Source organism: Gemmobacter denitrificans (genome assembly GCF_036964905.1).
GTDB lineage: Bacteria > Pseudomonadota > Alphaproteobacteria > Rhodobacterales > Rhodobacteraceae > Gemmobacter > Gemmobacter denitrificans.
The window spans coordinates 96,006-112,704 of record NZ_JBALHR010000006.1 but is presented as its reverse complement, the minus strand read 5'-3'; the positions used below and the strand labels follow the sequence as shown (position 1 = coordinate 112,704).

The window sequence follows — 16,699 nt, the reverse complement described above, 5'->3', positions numbered from 1 at the left end:
TTGGAACGCCGCCCGCCTCCCGGGCAGGCTCTTGGTTCAAGACCTCCGTCTTTTGGGGGATGGATCCTTTGGTGCCCGGCGACATCGCGGGACGATAGCGTGATCGGTGAGAGGCCCGCCCGTCGGCAGGCCCCTCACGCCATGTCAGGGCTCAGGCGGCTAGATCCGCGTCCCCTGCCCTATCGCCGTCCTCGGCACCGACGATTTCAAGCCGCGCGTTGCGATAGCCCTCTCGCGCGATCCAGAGCTCCGCCGCGGTGACGGACTCCGCCAGATGCAGCAATTCAGTGTTGCCGCCGAAGTCCAGAAGCACGCGGACCTGCCCGGGCTTCGGTTCCTCGGCCACCTCGAAGACCAACCGGCTGTCGGCCGAATGGCTGCGCATGATGGTGACGAGGATCACCCCGTCCGAAGAGAAGTTCCCTTCATGCAGGGTGAAGGAGGCCGGCGCCGTCCATGTCGGATAGACCCGGGGAGGCTCCTTCTTCACAAGGCGGCCAACGCCGTTCGAGCGCTCCCAGGCTGCGAGCTTCTTGGTGAAACGTGCCGGCGGCTTGGGACTGCCGTCGGTGTAACGGATCAGCGCCCCCAAAGGGGCTGTGTCGATGATGTTTGTTGCAGACATGATTCCTCATCCCGAATGCGAGTATTTGCATTCATCATATTGATATTGCTGTGTTTTGTGAGAGAAGGGGGCGGGTTTCTCCGCCCCCGGATGGCTCAGATCATTCCGCGGCCATCATCGCCGCGGCGCTGTCCGGCAAATCGACCATCAGGAAGGCCGGGAGATCGACATCCTCAGGCTCGCTCGCGTCCTCCCCCTGCCTTTCTCCGACCGCCTCGCCGTCGAGCGCCACGACATCAGTCCGGCGCAGGACCTCGGGCAACCAGCCGCTTCCCTTGAGGAGCCGCTCGGCCTCGGTGGCCATCTCGCCCTTCTTCAGGTGATCGAGCAGCTGCGCGGTCCCCTCGCCCTTCGCCTCGCGCACGGCCTCGAGGATGCGGGCTTTCGGCACACGGTTGAGGTAGCCATCGACCGATGGCTCCCAGCCCGCTTCGACCATGTCGAGATCGACAGCTCGCGCCACGAAATCAGCATGGGCCATGCGGCGGGTCAGGCCGCTGGCGGAGATGCCCGCACCATATGGGTTCACCTTCTCATGGAGCGCATTGATGCCGAAGCTGAGGCAGTGCGCGAGGAGCGCCAGACGGCTGCTCTGGTCGAGGACCGTCAGATAGTCCCAGAGCGCGGCATCGTCGCCGAGGGGCAGATCGGCCTCCCAGGCGGCGTGTCGCTCATCGACCAGCTTGGCTACCACGCTGTCCTTGAGATCGGGCGCCTGCGCAGACATGTAGACGTGACGCACTGAGGCTTCCAGACAGCTGCCCGTCGCAGAGGAGGTGCGGAAGGTATCCGTCACCAGCTTCAGAAGCAGGAGCGTCAGTGCGACGTCTGGCGAGCGCCCTATGGCTTCGCGCAGCGCCAGGGTTCGGTGGGCCGTCAATTCCATGACCAGCCGCTCGGGCAACGGCTTCAGCGCCCCGTCGTCGTCTTCTTCGGACGCATCCGCGCCGATCGGCTGACCACCCGAGGTGATGACCGTGCCCCCAGCGGAGGCTGCAGAGGGCGTCCGGCCAGAACCACCGACATCACCGCCCTGCCCCATGGCATCTGCTCCATCACCATCCTGGACCGCGGTCTCCTCGCGCGGCTCATCCTCGGGCCGGACATAGCCGCGATAGACAGCCAGGCCGCCATCCCGATCCAGCGTGACGAAGACACCCGCGCGCGCAACCTCGACCGGGTCGTAGATCAGCGGCCGCTGTTCGAGCGCTTCCATCGCCATCTCGAGCTGCCCAAGCCGGGCATCGATTTCCTCGGGGTATTCGTCTTGGCCGGAATATTCCTCCTCCAGCGCACGATACTCGCCGAGAAGCGCCGCATGGGCCGCGGTTTCCTCGTCGGTCATCGGTGCCGGATCACCGGCCAGGCGCCGCAGATCATGGCTGTAGCCATAGGGCAGGTCGGTCGCCACCTCGATCCACTTCCAGCCCTCGGCGACCAGCGCCTCGGCTTCAGCCTGGAGCTTCTCGGAGACCAGCCGATCGAGCAGGGCAGGGTCCTCGAGCCAGCCACTGTCGTCGCCGTGGAACAGGTCGCGCAGCACGACACCACCTGCCGCCTCATAGGCATCGATGCCGACGAACACCGCGCGGCGATCAGACGCCCGGACCGAGGTCTCCGTGAGCATGCGCCGAATGGCGTAGGGCTCCTTGTTCCAGGAGTTCTTCACCGCATCCCAGACCTGCGCCTGACGCGCATGATCCGGGTTCACCGTGAACGCCATCAGCTGTTCCAGCGTCATCCCATCCTCGGCATAGACCTCGAGCAGGGCAGGGGCCACGGAGGCGAGCTTCAGGCGCTGCTTCACGATCTGCGGCGTGACGAAGAAGGCCGCCGCGATCGCTTCCTCGCCCTGACCCTTTTCCCGCAGGGACTGGAAGGCGCGGAACTGGTCGAGCGGGTGCAAGGCGACGCGCTGCATGTTCTCTGCCAGCGAGTCGTCCTCGGCCAGAATCTCCGACGCCGCATCCCGCACGATGCAAGGGATCGGCGCCGTCTTCGCCAGCCGCTTCTGCTTCAGAAGCAGCGACAGCGCCTGGAAACGACGACCCCCGGCCGGGATCTCGAACATCCCGGTCTCGACACCATCAGCATCGAGCACGGGCCGCACGTTCAACCCCTGCAGGAGGCCGCGGCGGGCGATGTCTTCGGCAAGTTCCTCGACCGAGACGCCAGCCTTGATGCGCCGGACGTTGGACTGGCTCAGCACGAGCTTGTCGAAGGGGATGTCCCGCGACGGGGACAGGATGACTTTCTGAGATGCTCTCGCCATCAGATCTTCTCCACGACGGGCGCCGGAAGCCACTCTCCCGATCTCACTTCCCGTCACCCCTCAAACCCCCAGCCTTTCTCTCTTCGAACTTGGCTCCATGTTTACCGGGGTATACATGGATCAAGGGGGCTATGTTTACCCGGGTATACATCAAGCAATGGTCATACGACGCGCTGATGCAGCGCTGCAGTTTGTGAGGGAGCGGAACATACGGACAAAGTCGATGCCTTCACTGGCCGCCCGATTAGCCAGTGCTTGTAGATAGGCCCTCGGCTGCCGAATTCTGTCGAACGCCTCAATAATACCAAGAATGGCGAGTGCTGAGCCAAGCGCACCCATCGCTTTTCGTGCAGTCTCTACGTCGGTTTTCGCTAGTCCAACCGCCGGAGCAAGGGTGTCGGACAATCGAACGACATCGCCCCAATCTTTTGCAGTTTCGGAAGCGAAGGATGCTGCATTCTTGGCTAGGGCCATGCACTCAGACACCGAGATATCGTTGGTTTGTCCTACATCAGTGCTTCCTGGATCGCCGGATCGATTGGCTGTGCTTACTTTCTCGGGTGCAACTTCAGATTCATAGTTTTCTTTCTTTGACCTCTGAATGTGCCGGTCATTTTGTCTGTCGCTGACGGTCACTGCATCTGCAACAGACGCTGTCTCGGTGTCTGTCTGAGGAAGGTTTTTCTGTAGTTCCTGAATGAGGCCGGCCAGTTGGTCCGAAGACAATGAGCGACGCAGTGAGCGGCACGCAAGGTCGTGCAGTGCGGGCTGAGTGGTCGCAGCGCTGTGGTAAAGAATGTCCCTGATCACCGACCGGAGCGCTTTGCACCGAACTTCTTCTCGGGAGCATTCTTCTGCAAGTGCGATGAGGTGATTGCGGATGCCGAACAGCGGCGCGAGGTCGATGCCGTAGGTTAGTTTGGCTTCGGCACACTCATCCTGTACCCGATATCGCTTTCCGTTCGGGCTCGACTTTCGAGCCAGCAATCCGTTTGCCTTCAGATTGGTGAGGCGGCGCCTTAGTGTGCGTTCGTCGATCCCGTCACAGCGCTCGATCAACGCCCTGTTAGAGGCAAAGACAACAAGCGAGTTTGGGTCGGCCGACTGGGGCACGAACGACAGAAGACCTCGGAGAACCGCAATGTCGCGGTCTCTCAGACCAAGAGGTTTGCGGCAACGGCGTACCAAATCCAGAAGCGACCAGCGCGCGTCTTCCGTCTTAACCGGCGTCACAGTGCTGCGGTCGTTCAGATATGAGGAATTAGTGCGCCGAACGTGCCGCTGCACGGGCGAAGACATGACATGTTCCATGTTGAATCGGGCGGAACGCTCGGGTCAGCCGAGTGAAGACCTTGCAACCCTGCCTGTCGGTGTCCGTTCTTCTCCAGAAAAAGGATAAAAGATATAGGATCACCGCGAAGCGATGTTGCGTGCGATTCGGGCCTGCGCTAGTCTGCTAGTGCTAGAAGATGAGCATTCTCAGGGTTGGCGCCCTGTGTTTTGCGCGGGCCTTCCGGGTGGTTTCCATTCGGGAGGCCTATCCTTTTCCGACACTGCTCCTCTGTTGTTGTCGTTGCATTCCCTTAGTCTTCCTTCTTGGACTGACTGAGAAATTCTTCATGCAGGCGCGAGAAGACGTTATCCGCATTTGCATGCAGCCACGCCGCGAAATCCCTGTGTTGCGCCGATGGCCGGAAGCCCAATGCCCCTTTGGTAAGGGCGACCTCTCCCAAAGCAGACCCATCTTGCGCCATCAGCGTGAAGGGCGTTGTGCCCCTCTGTTGGCGTTTCTCCTTAGGGGTATCCGCCCTTGGAAGAGCTTTCACCCAGGCCGCAAATCGCTCGTCCGAGCTGGAACCTTCAGGGAAGGGGGCAGGGTGGACGGAAAGAACGTCGATCTTCTTCTCAAGCACCACTACGGCGAGTTCGTACCAGCGTTTCCATCCGATTGAGGGCGCCGCACCGATGCGTTCCAGCACTTGTCTCGGAAATGCCTCGCGCACCTTGCGCATGTGCGACGTATGGCTGCGGTTCACGTTCAGCGCATCCTGAACCACGCGCGCATCGTAGCCCGCCTCCTCCAGATCGCCTGCAAACAAGGCTTTCTCGATGAAAGACGGGTCTTTACGAAGGTTGTTTTCTTGGCCTTGCGCCAGGACCGCCTCTTCGTCGGAAAGGGTGCGGATCAGGGCTTTGACCGGCGTTCCTAGGCCACGGATTGCGGCAAGCCTGCGCCGCCCGTAGACCACCTGATACCGACCGCTCAGTTTCGGGTGCGGTCGCAACAGAATCGGAACCTGCTGGCCGTGTTTGGAAATGCTTTCGCGCAGGTCGGCGATGTCGTCGTCTAGCGCTCCGATGCGATCCTTTAACCCGGTATCTTCAATCAGCTCAGGATCGATGTCCTGCACTGATCGAGCCCCGACACTGCGCAGATCGTTGCGGATGGCTGCGATCGGCCCAGCACTTTGAAACACCTCTGGCATCTTGGCGATCGGGCGGGGAAGGGGTGCCTTGGTATCTTCCTCCGGCCGAGAGGCGGGAGTGATGCCTTCGAACATGTTTTTCCTGGCCATCTCAGCCGCGCCCCCATGCTCTGTGGATGTCTTGTTCCAGCTCCCTCGCGACAGCGTTGATCGATTCCATCGCGCGGTCATAAGTGTTGCGGTTCATGCTGCCGCGACCGACCTCGAACAACGTCTGATGCGTGAGGCCTGCGTCCGAGACGGCTGTGGACTTTAGAAACGTCTCGGTCATCACCCGCTTGCCAAAGTTGGCGCGTAGCAATCCGGCAACCTGCGCTTGCGGCCCGTCCGAAGGTTCGAAACGAGAGACCAGGTAGCGGAGAAAGTCGTAGTCCAACGTCATTCCTGCGTCCCTGATGGTATCGAGCAAGGATGAGGTCATGGTCAGAAACTGGGCTAGGGATGCCACGTCGATAAAGTTCGGCACCACTGGAATGATGATCGAAGACGAGGCCACAAGAGCCGAGAGGGTCAAAAAGCCGAGCTGTGGTGGGCAATCGATGAACACCAGATCATAGTTGGCTTCGACCGAAAGGATTGCTTCGCGAAGCCGCAGGTAAAAGGGCGGTTCGGAGCCACGTCGAAGGGCGTAGGGGGTCTCGGTCTCGTACTCCGACAGGATCAGGCCACCGGCGGCTATGTCCAGGCCGTGGAAGTAGGTCTTCCGCACCACCTCGCTCATCGGCACAGGGTTCTCATACCGGATGGCATCATAGATCGTGCCTTGATGCGTGAAGTCGATTTCAGGCCGCAAACCGGTCATCGACGAAAGCGAGGCCTGCGGGTCCATGTCGATCACCAGCACCCGGTAGCCGTGCAGGGCATACCATTGGCTGAGATAGGCCGCTGTCGTAGTCTTCGCTGACCCGCCCTTGAACGACACGCAAGAGATAATCTGCAGCGGCTCTGATCCGACCCGCCCACGCAGATAAAGCGAAGGGTCGCGCGTGGTTCGCGCCAGAGCCAAACGGATCTGCGCAAGGTCGTCGGCTGAGTACAGTTTCCGTCCACGTTCATCGAGCGGGACGTCGGGGATCTTGTCCTCCGCGTGGAGTTTGCGCAGGTGACCGGGCGCGAGCCCGAGAAATTCCGCCGCTTCTGTCGATGAAAAGCTTCTCAAGTACTTCCGGGCGTCAGGCGCAAAATTGCGCTCCAGATGCATCCGGATCGACTCATGCAGTGTGGATGCGTCGCTCTGGAGCTCTGCAAAAACACGCTCTTCGGTCATACTGCCCTCATCTAGATTGTGGTGCGGTTTACCCACACTCACTGTGCCCCTTGGGGCCACATTTTCTTTGTAGCGCAGAAAACCGAAATTCTCGCGATTTCGCGCTACAACAATGAATGCGTCATGTTTGGCAGTGGTGCAAGAAAATTCTACAGCTCGTGGCTGATGCTGCCGGATGAGCGGGCGTGCCATCAGCCCTACTGACCGTCATGACATTGAAAAACAAGAACTTCTACCAGATCAGGCAGAGTTCACGCTTGCTACATGTTGTGGTGCTGTCGCCAGTACTGCCTTCTAAGGATGAGCGCACTTTCGAATCGTCAAGGCAATAGCCCCAGCTTCTCCGCCCGCTTCAGCAGCATTTTCACCGAAGAAGGCTGCCAGTTTGTCCGCCCACGGGGCGTTCGTTCGCGTATCGCTTCCAGTCGGGCGCAGAGCGCCTGAAGCGTGATGTCGGGGTCTGCGCCCTTGATAGCGGCGACGATGGTTGGCAGCCGGTCGTCGGTTTCGCGGCGGCCGGCTCGGGCCAGCACTGTCTGGGGCAGGAAGCCGTCGCGGACATAGGCGTTGACCGCGCGCAAAAGGCGGCTTTGCGTCCATTGGCGCTCGCGGGGCAGGGGGCCGTTGACGATGCGCACTACGTCTTCCCAGGCCAAGTCCGGGCGCAGGCGGCGAACATGGGGAACCCAGTCCTGCGCGGTTTCGTTCAGGCGTTCCATGTAGCCGTCCTGTCGCGCCAGCCGCACCTTGCGCAGCGCGGCCGGATCTCGGGCGCGCAGACCCGGATTGCCGCCAACTCGGCCTTTGGTCCGTGCGCTGGCCAGCCCGGCCTTGGTGCGCTCGCGGATCAGAGCCCGCTCGAACTCCGCTGCGGCGCCCAAGACCTGTAGGGTGAACTTGCCCTGCGGCGAGGACGTGTCGATCGGATCGGTAAGCGATCGGAAGAAGGCGCCCTTTGCTTCTAACTGTTCGATCACCTCCAGCAAATGCGAGAGCGACCGCGCCAGGCGGTCGAGGCGCACCACGACCAGCGTATCGCCCTTGCCGATCCGCTCCAGAACGCGGGCCAGCACGGGCCGGGCGCGATTTCCGCCAGAGGCTTGTTCCTCATGGATCTCGGCGCAACCTGCGGACTTCAGAGCCTGCGACTGGGGCAGGGGGGTCTGCTCGTCCGTGGATACACGTGCATAGCCTATCAGGAGCATGAAAACCCGACGTTTGCAGTTTCATATGCCATCAATAAACGACCGTTTGTAAACGGATGCAAGGGCGCTTTTTGTGGTGCCGTTCATCGGAAAGCCCTTGGTTTCCTGAGGCTGACCAAAGTCAGAGAGATCTCGCAAGCAGTCGTGCGCGCGTGCTATAAGGGGTGCAGACGCACCCCGAGAAAACCCTTGGGTAAAGTGCAAAACATACGTATTTTGCATATATGAAGCCTCAAGCATCTGCTCCACATGATAGTTTTGACTACCCTCCGGCCGGAGTGGAAGAGGCCGAGGAGAGATCGGAAGACGATCTGTGGTTCCTGCCTGGTCCGATTGAAGCCGAGCCCGACGATCTGCCGCCCGGCCCCAGGGCCGAACCCCGCGAGACTGCGATCGTTGACGACTGGCGCAAAGCCGAGGCGGACAATGCCGCGCGGCTTGCCCGTGTCGCAAGTCGGCTCGGTGGCCTAGATGAGCGGTTGCGGAGGGGGCCAGAGGGCTGGCGCCATAGGCTTGCCCTGATCGAGGCTGCCGACCTCAGCTGGTTCGAGGGCGACCGCATTGGCCCGGACCGGCTGGCGCTCTGGATCTCCATGCGCCTGTCCGGCTCGCACGATGACACTGCCGCGCTCTCGCGTGTCGGATGGGCAGTGCGGCGGCTGACGGGTGGGCCGGGGCCGGACTTGGACCTGTCCGCCTTCCTGGATCGACGCGACCCCGAAAACATGGAGCATCAAGCGGAGCCCTTCGCGGATCGCGCGGGTGGTTGGCTTGATATCATGGCGCAAGCTGCTGATCTGCACCCGATCACCCGTTCCTGCATGGGCTTCCATCTCTGGAGTCTCGCTGGGCTCGGGAAGTACGGCGACCGGATGGAAGCGGCGGTCACTGCCGCGCGGATCGCGGCTAGTGATGGTAGAGGGGCAGTCTTTGCTCCTGTGGCAATGGGCGGGGCAGGAGGTCTGCGCGCAGGCGGTCCGCCGACTGAACGTCTAGCGCGATGGCTCGACGGAATGGAAACGGCATGCCTGACCGCGATGCGCCACCTTGACGACATCGAGGCATGGTCGGCGCGGGCGAAAGCCGAGATGACGCCACTGTCCGGCAAAACGCCCCGAGCGTTGCGCGCGGCGCTGACCGAATGGCCTCTCGTTTCGGCCCCCATGGCTGAGACCCTGACCGGTGCAAGCCGCGCTGCCGTTCGACGCAACCTTGCTTGGATGGACGACCGAGGTTTGATCCGCGAGATCACCGGGCAGGGGAGGTATCGGATGTGGCGCGCGCTCACTTGACTGCGTTGCGTTGGCATCCAAGACCCTGCAGAAACAGGGAGACTAATCAACTGGTCGTGTGTTGCCGAAATCCCTCCTTCGTGTCACTCAGTCCTAATGAATTGGCTAGTCCGACCTTTTCTGGCGTTTTTGCTCGCCGTGACCCTCATCGGGGCCACGGTCAACGATGCTGCGGCGGGACTGACGGCCGAGATCGCGGCGGTGACTGATCCCTGCTGCGAGGATGAATGTCCGGACAATCCGGCCTGCGGCGCGGCCTGCGCGATGATGGCGCGATGTGGCATGCAGGCTCTCTGGCCGCTGCAGGCCTCGACGCTTTCGGTCGCGGAACGGGAAATGGCTGGACTGCTTCTGATCCCGGATCAAACCTTACCACTAAGCGTCGCGCCGGACGGCGTGAGGCGCCCCCCCCGCATCTGACCCTGCCGCGTGCAATAGCACGCGGATGATGCCGCAAGTGCCCGCGCCAATTCGCTGCGCGGGTACAATCTGCACTCTAAGGGTCCTTCATCATGACTGTTCTTCCTCGCCGCATCGGCGGCTGCGCTCTGGTGCTTTCCCTCTCTGCATCCGCCGTCTGGGCCGACGCGGATGACTACCGGTTCGATCTGGACTCGACCGACCATCAAGTCGGATCGGGAGCGGTCATCGAACTCTTGCTGACCGACCTGCGCAGCGGGCAACCGGTTGCGGACGCAGTGATCTATGCGACCCGGATGGACATGGCGCCCGATGGGATGGCGACCATGACCTCACCGGTCACGGCCATGCCGACCGAGGCTCCGGGCCGCTACCGCTTTGCCACCGACATCACCATGGCAGGCGGTTGGCGGTTCTCGCTAGCCGCGAAGATCCAGGGCGAACCGGAGACGGTGAAGGCCGAGATCGAGCTGAGGGCCGAACCATGAGCGGCGCGTTGCGGTTTCTGATGACTGCGCTTGTGGCCGGTGGTGCCGCTTGGGGCGGGCTGGCGGCTGGAGAACGGGGAGTGACCCTGGCGAGCCTCCGCGATGCGGCGGTGGCGCAGGTTTCGGCCCTGACCGGGCGCGGGGCCGCCGCCATGCCGGCGGCAGAGCCGACAGGCCCGGTGATCTACTGGCGCCATCCCGACGGGTTGCCGGAATGGTCGGCGACCGAGCGGCAGACGTCGGACGGGCGGGCCTTCCTGCCGGTGCGGGCCAGCGAGGATCTTTCGCTTGACCCGGACGCGGCAACTGCCGCACCAGAGGCCGGGGAGCGCAGCATCCTTTATTACCGCAACCCGATGGGCCTGCCCGACACCTCGCCGGTGCCGAAGAAGGACTCGATGGGGATGGATTACATCCCGGTCTATGCGGGCGAGGACAGCGATGACGGGTCGGTCACCGTGAGCCCCGGCAAGCTGCAGCGCACCGGGGTGCGAACGGCCGAGGCCGTGCTGGCCCCGCTGGCCGCAACCTTGCGCGCGCCCGGGATCGTGGTGCTGGACGAGCGCCGGGTCAGCGTCATCTCGCTGCGGGCAGACGCTTTCATCGAGACCGTGGCCGATGTGACCACCGGCAGCACGATTGCAGAAGGCGCGCCGCTGGTCACGCTCTATTCGCCCGAGATCGCCCAGGCCATTGCCCAGTTCGTGACCGATCTGCGGGCCGAAGGACGACCGATCGACGGAGCGCGCCAGCGGCTTGAGAATCTTGGCGTGCCGGATGAAGTAATCGACCGGATCGCGGCCGAGGGCCGGGCCAGCGTCAGCATCCCGATCATGGCGCCGCGCGGCGGCGTGGTTCTGGAACGGATGGCGGTCGAAGGGATGATGTCAGAGGCGGGCGAGACGCTGTTCCGGATCGCCGATACATCGACGGTCTGGGTGATCGCCGAAGTGCCGGAAGCGGCGCTGACGGATATCGTTCCGGGCACCGAGGTGCGCATCAGCTTCCGCGGGCTTGCCGGTGACCCGATGACCGGCCGGATCGACACGATCTATCCCGAAGTCGACATGATGACCCGCACTGGCAAGCTGCGGATCGCGCTGCCGAACCCGGATGGCCGTCTGCTCGCGAACATGTTCGCCGATGTCGAGATCATGCTGGCTGGCGCGCCGGTCGTGCAGGTGCCGGAAGGGGCGGTGATCGACACGGGTGATCGGCAGGTGGTGATCCTCGATCTGGGCGAAGGGCGGTTCCGGCCCGAACCGGTGACGTTGGGTCGCCGGGGGGACGGCATGATCGAGATCGTCAGCGGCGTGGCGGCGGGTGACCGGGTCGTCAGCGCCGCAACCTTCCTGATCGACGCCGAAAGCAACCTGAACGCGGCGCTGGCTGCCCTTGCTGCACCGGAGGCCGACCAATGATTGCCAACATCATCGCATGGTCGGCCCGCAACGTGGCACTCGTTCTCTTCGCCACCGTCTTCACCGTGGCAGCAGGCCTCTGGTCGCTGCGCACGCTGCCGATCGATGCCATCCCCGACCTGTCGGACGTGCAGGTGATCGTGCTGACGGAATACCCGGGACAGGCGCCGCAGGTGGTCGAGGATCAGGTGACCTATCCCCTGACCTCGGCCATGCTGACAGTGCCGCAATCACGCGTGGTGCGGGGGTTTTCGTTCTTCGGCATTTCCTTCGTCTACATCATCTTCGAAGATGGCGTTGACCCTTACTGGGCGCGCTCGCGCGTGCTGGAATACCTCAACGCCGCCGCCGCACGCCTGCCGGATGGGGTGACGCCCGCCCTTGGCCCCGACGCAACGGGTGTGGGCTGGGTCTATCAATACGCCCTGAAAGGCGAAAACCTGAGCCTCGCGGAACTGCGGTCCCTGCAGGACTGGGTGATGCGCTTTGGCATCAGCCGAGCCGATGGTGTGTCGGAGGTCGCCAGCGTCGGCGGATTCGTCAAGCAATATTCGATCACGGTCGATCCGGTGCGGATGCGGGCACTTGGCATCACGCTGTCCGAGATCGGCGAAGCCGTGGCCGCCAGCAACATGGACACTGGCGGCCGTACGGTCGAACTTTCCGAATTCGAGTTCATGGTGCGCGGGCGGGGATATCTTGACGGCGTGGCCGATCTGGAAATGGTGCCGATCCGCGCGCAAGGGGGCGTGCCGGTCCTTCTGCGCGACGTGGCGCGGGTGGAGATCGTGCCCGACGAACGCCGGGGCATCGCGGAACTCGACGGCGAGGGAGAGGTGGCCAGCGGCATCGTGCTGCAGCGGGTCGGCGCCAATGCACTCGACGTGATCGACAATGCCAAGGCCGAGATCGACACCATCGCGCAAAGCCTGCCCGTGGGGGTGGAAATCGTCACCGTCTACGACCGGTCCGACCTGATTCTGTCGGCGATTGAAACCCTGCGAACGACCCTGCTGGAAGAAAGCCTGGTCGTGGCGGCCGTGACCTTTCTGTTCCTGCTGCATGTCCGGTCCTCGCTCGTCGCGATCATCATGCTGCCCGTGGGCCTCCTCATGGCTTTCACCGCCATGCGCGCGCTTGGGATTGGCGCCAACATCATGAGCCTCGGGGGCATCGCTATCGCCATTGGTGCCATGATCGACGCCGCCATCGTGATGATCGAGAACGCCCACAAGCACCTGGAGCGGGCCGAACCCGGCAAGCCACGGGTGGAAGTGCTGATCGAAGCGGCGTCCGAGGTCGGCCCGGCCTTGTTCTTCAGCCTCCTGATCATCACCGTCTCCTTCCTGCCGATCTTCGCGCTGGAGGGGCAGGAAGGACGGCTCTTCGGCCCGCTGGCGGCGACCAAGACCTTTGCCATGGCGGCGGCGGCCTTGCTGTCGGTGACGCTGGTGCCGGCGCTGATGGTGATCTTCGTGCGCGGGCGGATCGTGGCGGAACACCGCAACCCGGTGAACCGTGTCCTGATCGCGCTCTACCGCCCGATCATCCAATGGGTGCTTCAGGCGCGGGTCTTCACTATCCTCTTGGCTCTGGTTGCGCTCGTCGCCACCATCTGGCCTGCGCGGCAATTGGGGTCCGAGTTCATGCCTGCACTGGACGAGGGCACGATGATGTATATGCCCACCACGCTGCCGGGCCTGTCGGTCACCAAGGCGGCGGAACTGATGCAGATGCAGGACCGCATCATCAGATCATTCCCCGAAGTAGAAACTGTGTTCGGCAAGGCGGGTCGCGCGCTGACAGCAACCGACCCTGCCCCCACGGAGATGTTCGAGACGATCATTCAGTTGCGTCCACGGGACGAGTGGCGCCCCGGCGTGACGATGGATTCGTTGCGCGCCGAGATGGACGCGGCCCTGCAGTTCCCCGGCGTCTCCAACGCCTGGACTCAGCCGATCCGCGCCCGCATCGACATGCTCGCGACCGGCATCCGCACGCCGGTGGGGGTGAAGGTCTTCGGCACGGACCTGACCGAGATGGAACGTATCGCCCGCGAGGTCGAGGCGGTGCTGCGCGCCGTTCCCGGCACCACCAGCGCCTATGCCGAGCGGGTGATCGGCGGCTATTACCTCGACATCGTCCCCGACCGGGAACGGCTGGCGCGCTATGGCCTGTCGATCAAGGACGTGCAGGAGGTGATCGCCATGGCGCTTGGGGCCGAGGCGATCACCCAGACGGTCGAGGGCCGCGAGCGCTACAATGTCGCCCTGCGCTATCCGGCGGCCCTGCGGCAGGACCCCGAGGCCATCGCGCAAGAGGTGCAGGTCGCGCTCCCGGGTGGTGGAACGGTGCCCCTAGGCGAGGTGGCGAGCGTGGAGCGCACGCGGGGCGCAACCTCGATCCGCACCGAGAACGGCCAACTCGCCGTCTACATCTTTGTCGACATCGCAGGGCGCGACCTTGGCGGGTATGTTGCCGAGGCGCAGGCGGCGGTGGCGGGCGAGGTCACCCTGCCGCCCGGCTATTCCCTGGGCTGGAGCGGGCAGTTCGAATATCTCGAACGGGCCAAGGAGCGGCTGGCCATCGTGGTTCCGCTGACGCTGGCGGTGATCTTCCTGCTTCTGTTCCTGAACTTCCGCCGCCTCACCGAAACCCTGATCGTCATGCTGTCCCTGCCCTTCGCCCTGGTGGGCGGGGTCTGGCTGATGTGGTGGATGGGCTTCAACCTCTCGGTTGCGGTTGCGGTCGGCTTCATCGCGCTGGCCGGGGTGGCCGCGGAAACCGGGGTGATCATGCTGATCTATCTCGACCACGCGCTGGCCGAACGCCGGGCCGAGGTCGACCGCGCGGGCCGCAGTTTCACCCGAGCCGACCTCGACGCCGCGATCATGGTCGGCGCGGTCGAACGGGTGCGGCCCAAGATGATGACCGTTGTGGCCATCATGGCAGGCCTGATGCCGATCCTCTGGGCCAATGGCACCGGGTCCGAGGTGATGAGCCGCATCGCCGTGCCGATGATCGGAGGGATGGTATCGTCCACCATCCTGACACTGGCCGTCATCCCGGCGGTCTATGCGCTGATCAAGGGACGGGGGCTGGCGAAGGCGGAAACCAAGGCGACGGAGGGCATTTTTCGTTCTGCCGGGTAGACAACCCTAAGCTCAATTTTGCTCGAGGAACCTTGGCTAAAGGAAAAGACCAGATGAGTGCAAGTTGCAGTTTATGGGTCAGGCCGGCGACAATACGGTAGCTCGCCAGCGAGCGCTGCCAGTAAGGGAACGTAGAGGAAGGTCAAGACCGGGCATCCAAACTGTGGAAAGGCGTCGAGGACCCAAGTACCACAGGAGCTAGATTGCGCGGAAGGTGGCAGCTTGATCCGAGATGTCGCCGCGCTAGAGCGCTACCGCAACTGGCGCGCTACTTCACAAGTTAGTACTGTAAAGTAAAACTTGGCAATTCCCCGCTTTTCTTGGCATCTCGCGCGGAAGTCTGTCGGTATTGTCGCCCCGGAACAATCAAAGGGGCAGAACCCATGAAGGTCCTGGTGCCTGTCAAACGGGTGATCGACTACAACGTGAAGGTGCGCGTCAAGGCGGACGGATCGGGCGTTGATCTGGCCAATGTGAAGATGTCGATGAACCCCTTCGACGAGATTGCTGTCGAAGAGGCGATCCGCCTGAAAGAAAAAGGCGTAGCGACCGAAGTCGTCGTGGTTTCCATCGGCGTGAAGCAGGCGCAAGAGACGTTGCGAACGGCGCTGGCGATGGGTGCCGACCGTGCCATCCTGATCGAAGCTGCGGCGGATGCGCACACAGATATCGAACCCCTCGCCGTGGCCAAGCTGCTGGTGGGCGTGGTCACGGAAGAAGGCCCGGGCCTCGTCCTCTGCGGCAAGCAGGCCATCGACAATGACATGAACGCCACGGGCCAGATGCTCTCGGCCCTGCTCGGCTGGTCGCAGGCCTCCTTTGCCTCGGAAGTCGCCATCGAGGGCGACACCGCGAAGGTGACGCGCGAGGTTGACGGCGGGCTTCAGACCATCTCGGTCAAGATGCCGACCATCATCAGCGTGGACCTGCGCCTGAACGAGCCGCGCTACGCGAGCTTGCCGAACATCATGAAGGCCAAGACCAAGCCGCTGGCGACCAAGACCCCCGCCGATTACGGCGTGGACGTCAGCCCCCGCCTGTCGGTCGTGAAGACGGTCGAACCGGCAGGCCGCAAGGCGGGCGTGAAGGTCGGCTCGGTGGACGAGCTGATCGCGAAACTGAAAGACGAAGTGGGAGTGATCTGAGATGGCCGTTCTTCTGCTTGCCGATGTGAATGACGGGCAACTGGCGACCGATGCGGTGGCCAAGGCGCTGAGCGCGGTGAAGGCTCTGGGCGAGGTCCATGTGCTGGTCGCCGGCACCTCTGCCGCCGCCGCAGCCGAGGCTGCGAAGCTCGACGGTGCGGCCAAGGTGCTGCATGCCGATGACGCCGCCTTCGATCACGGGATGGCCGAACCCATCGCCGCGCTGGTCGTCGGTCTGGCAGGTGGCTACAGCCACATCGCCGCCGCCGCGACCGCGTTCTCCAAGAACGTGCTGCCCCGCGTCGCCGCGCTCTTGGATGTGATGGTGATCTCGGACGTGACCGCCGTGGTCGATGCCGACACCTTCGAGCGCCCGATCTATGCGGGCAATGCCGTGCAGACCGTGAAGTCGTCGGATGCCAAGAAGGTGCTGACCGTCCGCACCGCCTCCTTCGCCGCGGCTGGCAGCACGGGGTCGGCTTCGGTCGAGAAGGTCGCCGCCGCCGCTGACGGGTCACTGTCCAAGTGGGTCGAGGACAAGGTGGTCGCTTCCGACCGCCCCGAACTGACGAGCGCAGGCATCGTCGTCTCGGGTGGTCGTGGTGTGGGTTCCCTAGAGAACTTCGCCATGATCGAAAAGCTGGCCGACAAGCTGGGTGCCGCCGTCGGCGCATCCCGCGCGGCGGTCGATTCGGGCTACGCGCCGAACGACTGGCAGGTCGGCCAGACCGGCAAGGTCGTGGCCCCCACGCTTTACGTAGCCGTCGGCATCTCGGGCGCGATTCAGCACCTTGCGGGGATGAAGGACTCGAAAGTCATCGTCGCGATCAACAAGGACGAAGAGGCCCCGATCTTCCAGGTCGCGGATTACGGGCTGGTCGCGGATCTCTTCACGGCTGTCCCAGAGCTAGAAGCGAAGATCTGAG

At 63.2% G+C, this 16,699-nt stretch carries 13 protein-coding genes; 7 read left to right on the top strand and 6 right to left on the bottom strand.

Translation table 11 applies throughout. The features are described 5' to 3' along the window. Positions 1 to 151 precede the first annotated feature (151 nt). The 6 genes from V6590_RS11750 to V6590_RS11725 all read right to left on the bottom strand — a co-directional run bounded on the left by V6590_RS11750 (position 152) and on the right by V6590_RS11725 (position 7,855). Complete coding sequence (locus V6590_RS11750; protein ID WP_335423166.1) at positions 152 to 625, bottom strand: UCP036055 family protein; 474 nt, start codon at positions 623 to 625, stop codon at positions 152 to 154. A gap of 100 nt (positions 626 to 725) precedes the next feature. Next, positions 726 to 2,897 (bottom strand): ParB/RepB/Spo0J family partition protein, encoded by a 2,172-nt coding sequence (locus tag V6590_RS11745; protein WP_335423165.1) that lies wholly within the window; start codon positions 2,895 to 2,897, stop codon positions 726 to 728. A 150-nt stretch (positions 2,898 to 3,047) separates the two neighbouring features. Then, positions 3,048 to 4,196 carry a plasmid replication protein RepC gene (repC, locus tag V6590_RS11740; protein ID WP_335423163.1) on the bottom strand — a complete coding sequence of 383 codons (1,149 nt, stop codon included), beginning with the start codon at positions 4,194 to 4,196 and terminating at the stop codon, positions 3,048 to 3,050. 284 nt (positions 4,197 to 4,480) lie between these two features. Beyond that, the gene (gene repB, locus V6590_RS11735) at positions 4,481 to 5,458 is read right to left on the bottom strand and encodes a plasmid partitioning protein RepB (RefSeq protein ID WP_335423161.1); all 978 of its coding nucleotides are present in this window, start codon (positions 5,456 to 5,458) and stop codon (positions 4,481 to 4,483) included. Between the two features lie 16 nt (positions 5,459 to 5,474). Further along, positions 5,475 to 6,842: a plasmid partitioning protein RepA gene (repA, locus tag V6590_RS11730; RefSeq protein WP_335423159.1), complete on the bottom strand. Its 1,368-nt coding sequence runs from the start codon at positions 6,840 to 6,842 to the stop codon at positions 5,475 to 5,477. Between the two features lie 128 nt (positions 6,843 to 6,970). Beyond that, positions 6,971 to 7,855, bottom strand: a complete 885-nt coding sequence (locus V6590_RS11725; RefSeq protein ID WP_335423157.1) for a recombinase family protein — start codon at positions 7,853 to 7,855, stop codon at positions 6,971 to 6,973. A gap of 224 nt (positions 7,856 to 8,079) precedes the next feature. On the opposite strand from V6590_RS11725, the gene V6590_RS11720 reads away from it, so the two are divergent. The 7 genes from V6590_RS11720 to V6590_RS11690 all read left to right on the top strand — a co-directional run bounded on the left by V6590_RS11720 (position 8,080) and on the right by V6590_RS11690 (position 16,698). After that, complete coding sequence (locus V6590_RS11720) at positions 8,080 to 9,147, top strand: hypothetical protein (RefSeq protein ID WP_335423155.1); 1,068 nt, start codon at positions 8,080 to 8,082, stop codon at positions 9,145 to 9,147. A 96-nt stretch (positions 9,148 to 9,243) separates the two neighbouring features. Next, positions 9,244 to 9,567 (top strand): hypothetical protein, encoded by a 324-nt coding sequence (locus tag V6590_RS11715; protein ID WP_335423153.1) that lies wholly within the window; start codon positions 9,244 to 9,246, stop codon positions 9,565 to 9,567. A gap of 92 nt (positions 9,568 to 9,659) precedes the next feature. After that, entirely contained in the window at positions 9,660 to 10,055 is a 396-nt protein-coding gene (locus V6590_RS11710) for a FixH family protein (protein WP_335423150.1), read from the top strand. Continuing rightward, positions 10,052 to 11,476 (top strand): efflux RND transporter periplasmic adaptor subunit, encoded by a 1,425-nt coding sequence (locus V6590_RS11705; RefSeq protein WP_335423147.1) that lies wholly within the window; start codon positions 10,052 to 10,054, stop codon positions 11,474 to 11,476. The genes V6590_RS11710 and V6590_RS11705 overlap by 4 nt, the downstream gene beginning before the upstream one ends. Continuing rightward, complete coding sequence (locus tag V6590_RS11700) at positions 11,473 to 14,628, top strand: efflux RND transporter permease subunit (protein ID WP_335423145.1); 3,156 nt, start codon at positions 11,473 to 11,475, stop codon at positions 14,626 to 14,628. The genes V6590_RS11705 and V6590_RS11700 overlap by 4 nt, the downstream gene beginning before the upstream one ends. Before the next feature lie 383 nt (positions 14,629 to 15,011). Next, a complete protein-coding gene (locus tag V6590_RS11695) occupies positions 15,012 to 15,773 on the top strand; it encodes an electron transfer flavoprotein subunit beta/FixA family protein (RefSeq protein WP_335423143.1) in 762 nt (253 codons plus the stop codon). Between the two features lies 1 nt (position 15,774). Then, positions 15,775 to 16,698, top strand: a complete 924-nt coding sequence (locus tag V6590_RS11690; RefSeq protein ID WP_335423140.1) for an electron transfer flavoprotein subunit alpha/FixB family protein — start codon at positions 15,775 to 15,777, stop codon at positions 16,696 to 16,698. Position 16,699: the final 1 nt, after the last annotated feature.

Bases quoted from the DNA above. Each gene is read 5' to 3' on its own strand.
- V6590_RS11750 (WP_335423166.1), bottom strand. From the start codon at position 625: ATGTCTGCAACAAACATCATCGACACAGCCCCTTTGGGGGCGCTGATC.
- V6590_RS11745 (WP_335423165.1), bottom strand. From the start codon at position 2,897: ATGGCGAGAGCATCTCAGAAAGTCATCCTGTCCCCGTCGCGGGACATC.
- repC (WP_335423163.1), bottom strand. From the start codon at position 4,196: ATGTCTTCGCCCGTGCAGCGGCACGTTCGGCGCACTAATTCCTCATAT.
- repB (WP_335423161.1), bottom strand. From the start codon at position 5,458: ATGTTCGAAGGCATCACTCCCGCCTCTCGGCCGGAGGAAGATACCAAG.
- repA (WP_335423159.1), bottom strand. From the start codon at position 6,842: ATGGCACGCCCGCTCATCCGGCAGCATCAGCCACGAGCTGTAGAATTT.
- V6590_RS11725 (WP_335423157.1), bottom strand. From the start codon at position 7,855: ATGCTCCTGATAGGCTATGCACGTGTATCCACGGACGAGCAGACCCCC.
- V6590_RS11720 (WP_335423155.1), top strand. From the start codon at position 8,080: ATGAAGCCTCAAGCATCTGCTCCACATGATAGTTTTGACTACCCTCCG.
- V6590_RS11715 (WP_335423153.1), top strand. From the start codon at position 9,244: ATGAATTGGCTAGTCCGACCTTTTCTGGCGTTTTTGCTCGCCGTGACC.
- V6590_RS11710 (WP_335423150.1), top strand. From the start codon at position 9,660: ATGACTGTTCTTCCTCGCCGCATCGGCGGCTGCGCTCTGGTGCTTTCC.
- V6590_RS11705 (WP_335423147.1), top strand. From the start codon at position 10,052: ATGAGCGGCGCGTTGCGGTTTCTGATGACTGCGCTTGTGGCCGGTGGT.
- V6590_RS11700 (WP_335423145.1), top strand. From the start codon at position 11,473: ATGATTGCCAACATCATCGCATGGTCGGCCCGCAACGTGGCACTCGTT.
- V6590_RS11695 (WP_335423143.1), top strand. From the start codon at position 15,012: ATGAAGGTCCTGGTGCCTGTCAAACGGGTGATCGACTACAACGTGAAG.
- V6590_RS11690 (WP_335423140.1), top strand. From the start codon at position 15,775: ATGGCCGTTCTTCTGCTTGCCGATGTGAATGACGGGCAACTGGCGACC.